Source organism: Rhizobium sp. WYCCWR 11146, from assembly GCF_013591995.1.
Lineage (GTDB): Bacteria > Pseudomonadota > Alphaproteobacteria > Rhizobiales > Rhizobiaceae > Rhizobium > Rhizobium indicum.
Genome location: NZ_JACCEY010000032.1, coordinates 1 through 5,940 on the forward strand (window position 1 = coordinate 1; position 5,940 = coordinate 5,940).

Annotated in this window: 6 protein-coding genes and 2 pseudogenes; 2 read left to right on the forward strand and 6 right to left on the reverse strand. The window is 57.0% G+C overall.

The features are described 5' to 3' along the window. The coding region (gene lysA / locus HX899_RS26570; protein ID WP_181293785.1) for a diaminopimelate decarboxylase at positions 1-1,329 on the reverse strand (1,329 nt) is incomplete at its 3' end. 115 nt (positions 1,330-1,444) lie between these two features. Between lysA and HX899_RS26575 the strand changes: the two genes are divergently transcribed. Next, positions 1,445-2,356 carry a LysR family transcriptional regulator gene (locus HX899_RS26575; protein ID WP_127431679.1) on the forward strand — a complete coding sequence of 304 codons (912 nt, stop codon included), beginning with the start codon at positions 1,445-1,447 and terminating at the stop codon, positions 2,354-2,356. A gap of 205 nt (positions 2,357-2,561) precedes the next feature. On the opposite strand, the pseudogene HX899_RS26580 reads toward HX899_RS26575, so the two are convergent. From HX899_RS26580 to HX899_RS26595, 5 genes and pseudogenes are all read right to left on the reverse strand, one after another. Further along, a pseudogene (locus HX899_RS26580) lies at positions 2,562-3,410 on the reverse strand (transposase); the annotation flags it as partial. A gap of 19 nt (positions 3,411-3,429) precedes the next feature. After that, the gene (locus HX899_RS35695; RefSeq protein ID WP_280178103.1) at positions 3,430-3,729 is read right to left on the reverse strand and encodes an IS1096 element passenger TnpR family protein; all 300 of its coding nucleotides are present in this window, start codon (positions 3,727-3,729) and stop codon (positions 3,430-3,432) included. Continuing rightward, positions 3,726-3,995 (reverse strand): plasmid pRiA4b ORF-3 family protein, encoded by a 270-nt coding sequence (locus HX899_RS35480; RefSeq protein ID WP_280178104.1) that lies wholly within the window; start codon positions 3,993-3,995, stop codon positions 3,726-3,728. The genes HX899_RS35695 and HX899_RS35480 overlap by 4 nt, the downstream gene beginning before the upstream one ends. Continuing rightward, positions 3,992-5,007: pseudogene (gene tnpC / locus HX899_RS26590) on the reverse strand (IS66 family transposase); the annotation flags it as partial. The pseudogene tnpC and the gene HX899_RS35480, both read right to left, overlap by 4 nt. A 263-nt stretch (positions 5,008-5,270) precedes the next feature. Then, entirely contained in the window at positions 5,271-5,600 is a 330-nt protein-coding gene (locus HX899_RS26595) for a transposase (RefSeq protein ID WP_127431680.1), read from the reverse strand. Positions 5,601-5,634: 34 nt separating this feature from the next. Here HX899_RS26595 and HX899_RS34870 point away from each other — a divergent pair. After that, on the forward strand, positions 5,635-5,940 hold a 306-nt coding region (locus tag HX899_RS34870), incomplete at its 3' end, for a hypothetical protein (RefSeq protein ID WP_210273850.1).

Consider the following 5,940-nt stretch of genomic DNA (forward strand, 5'->3'; position numbering starts at 1 on the left):
TGCGTCAGCGTAGGTATTGGAGGCCTGCCAAGGCCTCTCCACCTCGAGGGTGAGAAGGTCCTCGATCGTCTGGCGACGCCGAATGACCCGGAACCGGGCGCCATCGACAAGGACTTCGGCGATCAGATCTCTGGAATTATAGGTAGAAGCCATCGATGCCCCGTAGGCGCCTGCGCACCCGAATGCGAGTCGAGCCCCCGCCCGAAGCTTGGGTAGGCCTTCATAGTTTCCGAACACATCGGAAGTTTCGCAGACAGGACCGACCAACTGATACGTTGAAGAGTCGCCACCGTTGATATCTTGTAGCGGAAGTACCGGATGGATGGCGCTATAGAGCGAGGGTCGCATGAGATCGTTCATGGCGGCATCAACGATGACGGTCGCCATATTGCCAGTATTCTTCACATATAGCACTTCGGTGACCAGCAAGCCCGCCGGTCCGACAAGCCACCGACCGGGTTCGACGGTGAGTTCGCAATCAATGTCATTGAACGCTTCCTCGATAATCTTCGCGTACGCACCGACATCAGGCCCGGCTCCGAAATCGTAGGAGATTCCCAAGCCACCTCCCAAGTCGAGGCGCCGTACTAGGTGACCGCAAGACCGTAGTGCCTTGACCAGGTCCGCGAGCCGTTCGTACGCTACCCGGTAAGGCGACAGGTCTAGGAGTTGTGATCCAATGTGCACAGCAAGACCAACCACATCGAGTTCGGCCGAAGCTTCGGCCCTCGCGTACAATTCCGGGATTTCCTCCAGCGGAATTCCGAACTTGTCTCCTTTTTTCCCTGTGCTAATTTTCGCGTGGGTTTTTGCATCGACGTCGGGATTTACCCGGAAGGCGATAGGCGCCCTACGACCGAGCGATCGAGCGATGTCGCGGATTACATCGAGCTCGGCGGGCGATTCGACATTGATCTGATGGATGCCGACCTCCAAGGCGCGAGAAATCTCCGCTCGGGTTTTGCCGACGCCGGAAAAAACAATCTTGGACGGCGGCGCGCCGGCGGCGAACGCCCTCTCCAACTCGCCCCCTGATACAATGTCCATACCGCAACCTAGACCCGAGAGCAGTCGCAGCACTGAAACGTTGCTATTCGCTTTGACGGCAAAACAGATCAGAGTTCGTGACGCGCCGAGCTTGTCGGCCAATAGTCGGTAGGCGTTGGTGATCGTAAAGGCGCTGTAGCAGTAGAACGGTGTTGGAATTGCATCGGCTATTTTGCCAACCGACATCTCTTCGATAAACAGTTGACCATTCTCATAAGAAACGCTGTCGTGGTGGAGCGCTGACGATCGTGCTGCGCGTTCATTTTCGTTCAGAAGTGTCATCTGCGTCTCGCATTATTAGCAATTCCTTGATCTGATCTTTGCAGATGACAAAAACGTGACAAAATACTAATTTGATCACCTCTAATTCATTCGTGATATATAGGAGGTGGGCTTCATGCGACTGAGTCAGCGTCAGATTGAAATTTTCAATGCTGTGATGATCTACAAGAGCACTACTGCTGCCGCGGAGACGCTCGGCACCTCGCAGCCGACGGTTAGCAGAGAGCTTCGGGAGCTTGAAGCCTATCTCGGCTTCGAACTTTTCAATCGCTTCGGCAAGCGCCTTTCTCCGACCAATCAAGCTCTACTTCTTCACTCCGCCGTAAGCCGGTCTTTCGTGGGGATGCAGGAAATCAGCCGCGTTGCATTAGCTATTAAGCAACATAACGCGGCTCACTTGAGGATCGCGAGCCTTCCCGCCTATGCCGAGGCGTTCCTACCATTGGTCGCAGAACGTTTCCTGAAAAGTCGATCGCAAGTCCATCTATCGATACATTCTCTCGAGGAAGTTCAACTGCGGCACGATCTGACCACCCAGATGTTCGACATAGGTTTGACGGAAGGGAGCTTCGAAGCCGATAATGCGACCACGGAAACCATCGATGTTGGTGAAGTCGTATGCGTGCTTCCTCGCAACCATGCCCTTACGTCCAAGAGCGCGTTGGAGCCGAAGGATTTCCAAGGCACTGATTTCGTCTACTTCGCTCAAGAGGATCCGTACCGCCGTAAGATCGATCTGATCTTCGAGGCCGAGGGCATCTCTCGAAGATATTGCGTGGAAGCAACGACGGCCACAGGCGTCTGCTCGATGGTCGCTTCCGGAGTTGGCGTCTCCATCGTCAATCCTTTGACAGCTTCCCACTATGCCGCGAAAGGCGTTGCCCTGCGTCGCTTTAGTGTGCCTGTGCCGTACCAACTGAATCTGTGGAGACCGGCCAAGGCACTGAGATCCACTCACGCCGATCTTTTTGTGGGTGTGATGCGTCAGGTTGCAAACGAAGTAGTTGAAAAATTGCGGTCCCTTTGATCTTCAATGTGGTTGAAACCGTCCCGCAAAATCCGGCGAACATCTGGAAGGCTCGAAATATCGTTGAATTTGTGATTGGCGGCGCAGTCTGATGGCTTTTGTCGGTATCGGCGGCGATTTCATGCTAGAATTTTTGGCTGATATCGCCCTCTCGGGCATGACGATAGTCATGCGATAGCGCGTCTGCCTTCATGGAAGACGTATGGAAGCATGCCCGACCTGCCAGTGGGCGTAGCGCCTTGGCCTCATCGACAAAACGGTCTGCCGGTTTGATGCCGGAGGTGCCATGTTCGCGTTGATCGGCAACCTCTCGCGTCCACCGATCCAGATGCGCCTCGAATGCGGCCCAGCTCTCGAAGTGGCGACCAGCGATCGCGTTCTTCTTGACGTAGCCGACACCGCGCTCGTCCTTGCCTTCGTACGTGCTCTAGAGGGCGCGCAAGCCCGTGGTGTGAAGCCCCAATATCGAGCAAAGGTATGTAGACGCTCGTTGGACCTCACTTCTCGTGTCGCCGCATCATGATGCTCGACGAGCGCCTTCGCATTGTCGATTAGGAAAGCGCCTTCCATCCGCTTATGCAAACGCCGCGAGTAAGCTAGCGTTGCGACGAAGACATGGATGCGAACGCGCTCGCCGCCGATCCATACCTTCGTGTCCCCAAAGTCGATCTGCATTTGATGGCCGGGAGCCGTCTCAAAGCGGACTGTCGCACGTTTTTGAGCTTTCAATTCTCGCCGCCAATGTCGAACCTTCAATTCCACTGAGCGCAGGCCGATGATGATGCCGTGCTCGGCCGCCAGCTCCTTGCGGATCACGTCTGCGTTGCCATCGTGCCGGAAGAAACGCTCGCGCAGCCAATCATCAAGTCCATCGAAAGCCGTCCGGCGAACCGGTTTTTTTGAAAGGCGCTACGCCGCCCTCTCGCAGATATCGCCGAACCGTATTCCGGGCGCAGCCGAATTCCTTCGATAATCGCTTGGCGCCCCAACCAAGCTCATGCAGCCGCAACATTGCCACCACATCATCAGCCTGAAGCAAATCTCCGTCCTGCATTCTTGATTTCGTTAGGGGGTCAGTTTCTCATTTTGCCCAGCAAGGCGGCGGCTATTATTTCGATAGCCGTCTGCCTCACCGCTTCCGCGACGTCGATGACCGACAGAGCGGAATTCTCAGCGCGACCACGCCGCCTACATATTGAGCTGGGAGTGGTGAGAATAGTAACCAGACCGGTCAGACCTACTTCCGGCGACGCTCCGCGCTCACCATCGATGAAGCGCGGATATTCGATGCTGGGGTTTCCATCCTCCACTGCCTCGACCGTGATAGTGTGCCGCCAGTTATCACCAAAGTCATAGGTGTTGCTAAAGGTCACGATCCCACGCTCGATGAGTGCCGCGATGCGGACGTTGCGAACGCGAAGGTTTTGCGTTCATAGAGGTCTTCTGGATCCGGCACATCGTAACACCGCCCACCAGCCTCGAACTCGAACAGATGATAATCCTCGAACAGCATCACGGCCTGAATGACATCGTGGAGCCCCTTCAAGCTCATCGTGAATGGAACCTCGACCCTGCGCCAGATCAAAGGGTCGATATCCTCGAGTTGGATATGTAGCCTGGCGATGCGATCGACGGTCATGATGCCAACGCCATCATAGGACGCGGACCTGTCCAATTCCACGGCAGCAACTCTGCAAGCTTTGTTGTCGGCATGCCAGCAATTCGTGCCAGGACATCGGCAAGCCATGCGTGCGGATCGATATCGTTGAGCTTGGCGGTCATGATCATCGTCGCCATGAAGGCCGCGCGATCGGCACCACGATCGGAACCCGCAAACAGCCACGACTTCCTGCCAAGAGCGAAGCCGCGCAGAGCGCGTTCGGCGGAATTGTTGGTCAGGCAGATCCGACCGTCGTCCAGGAAGGACGTGAAGCCCTCCCAGCGCTTTAGCATGTAGTCGATTGGCTCGGCGACCGGTGAACTGCGCGACAGCTTTGTCCGCTCGGCCCGCATCCAAGCCTCAAGCTCTTCGACAAGACGACGGCTGTCCCGCTGACATCGCGCCAGTCTTTCGCTTGCAGCGAGACCATTGATGTCACGCTCGATATCGAACAGGGCATCGATCCGTTTCAGGGCCTCGAGCGCCATCGGCGAGATCGGCGTCGCGTTCTTCCCCGTTTGGCGTTGGTAGCGATGTCGGCAAGCACGAAGAACTTGCGACGCGAATGCGACCAGCACAATGCCTGGGTCAGCGGACCGCAATGGCGCTCCGCCTTGAACAGCGGATTGTAGCCACCATAGGCATCAGCCTGCAGAATGCCGGTGAAGGTCTTCGGATGCCGTTCCGGGTGTTCTTGCCGCCGATCGCGCGAGACATAATAGAGAGCTGCTGGCGGTGATGTTCCGCCGAACGGCCGATCATCCCGGACATCGGTCCATATGCGCCCGGTATCGGTCTTGCCCTTCGCCAGGATCGGCGCGGTCGTGTCATCGCCATGCAGACGCTCGGCGGCCAGCACATGCGTTTCGATCAAGCCATGCAGCGACTTCAAGACCGCGGTGCAAGCGCCAACCTGGTCGGCAAGCGTCGAGAGGCTGAGGTCGATGCCTTCACGGGCATAGCGCTCACTTTTCCGGTCCGAGTGGCTGCCGTGGATGTCGCGCCTGAGCTTCTCGATCTCCAGCCTCAGCCGGGCAATCAGCGCATCCGAATGTGAGTTCACCGCCTGGGCACGGGCAGCAACGGCCTCGGCTTCACGGCGTGCCGCGCGCTCGGCGAGGATCATCGCATGCGCGCTGGCAAGGTCGTCGGGAAGCCGATCGGCCGTATCCATCAGCGACCGGCCAGGAAATCCCCGCCGCATGTCCGTATAGCCCGTCGCCAGCCACACCTTCACACCGTTCGGAACCGGGATCATCGCCGCTCCACAACATCCAAGATCCGCCCGAGCGCCTCAGTATCAACATCGCTGTCCACTCGGATGCGCCGGCCGCGGCCAAGCTCGATCGTCACGATACTTGTCTTCTTGCGCGCCCGTGGTGCCGGTTCCACGGGATCGGGTGGTGGCAATGCCGTCACGACCTCAATCGGGACAAATGGCGGCAGGGACGGCGCTGACATTTGGCAGAGCTCTTTGCGCCACCGGAATAGCTGACTGACATGAATCCCGGCCGAGCGCGCCACATCCGAGACAACGCGTCGACGCTCGACCGACGTGATCACCTCAATATGCTGCTTCGTCATAGGACTACTCCCAGTGCTACCACCAGGACTTCCAATGTTCGGCTTCACATCACAAGACGGCCGTCACCGTGGGGATACGATGCAGTTACCTTCATTGCCTTATCATTCCTTGGTTCTGATGGCGGTCCCTATTGCACTGCTACAACGATCTTCCGCATCGCTTCACGTTTTTGGGATGTCATCGGGGCGGACCGCGATACAAAGAATCGCGCTGATTATTATGATAGTCATCGCATTCCCCTTTTATGGTTGGAGAATGCCCATCAGCTCATGCCAATGCCAGCACAGGAGTGCTGGGATTTCCTCCTTCAATGAAACCGTGGCAGCAGAAAGCGACAGG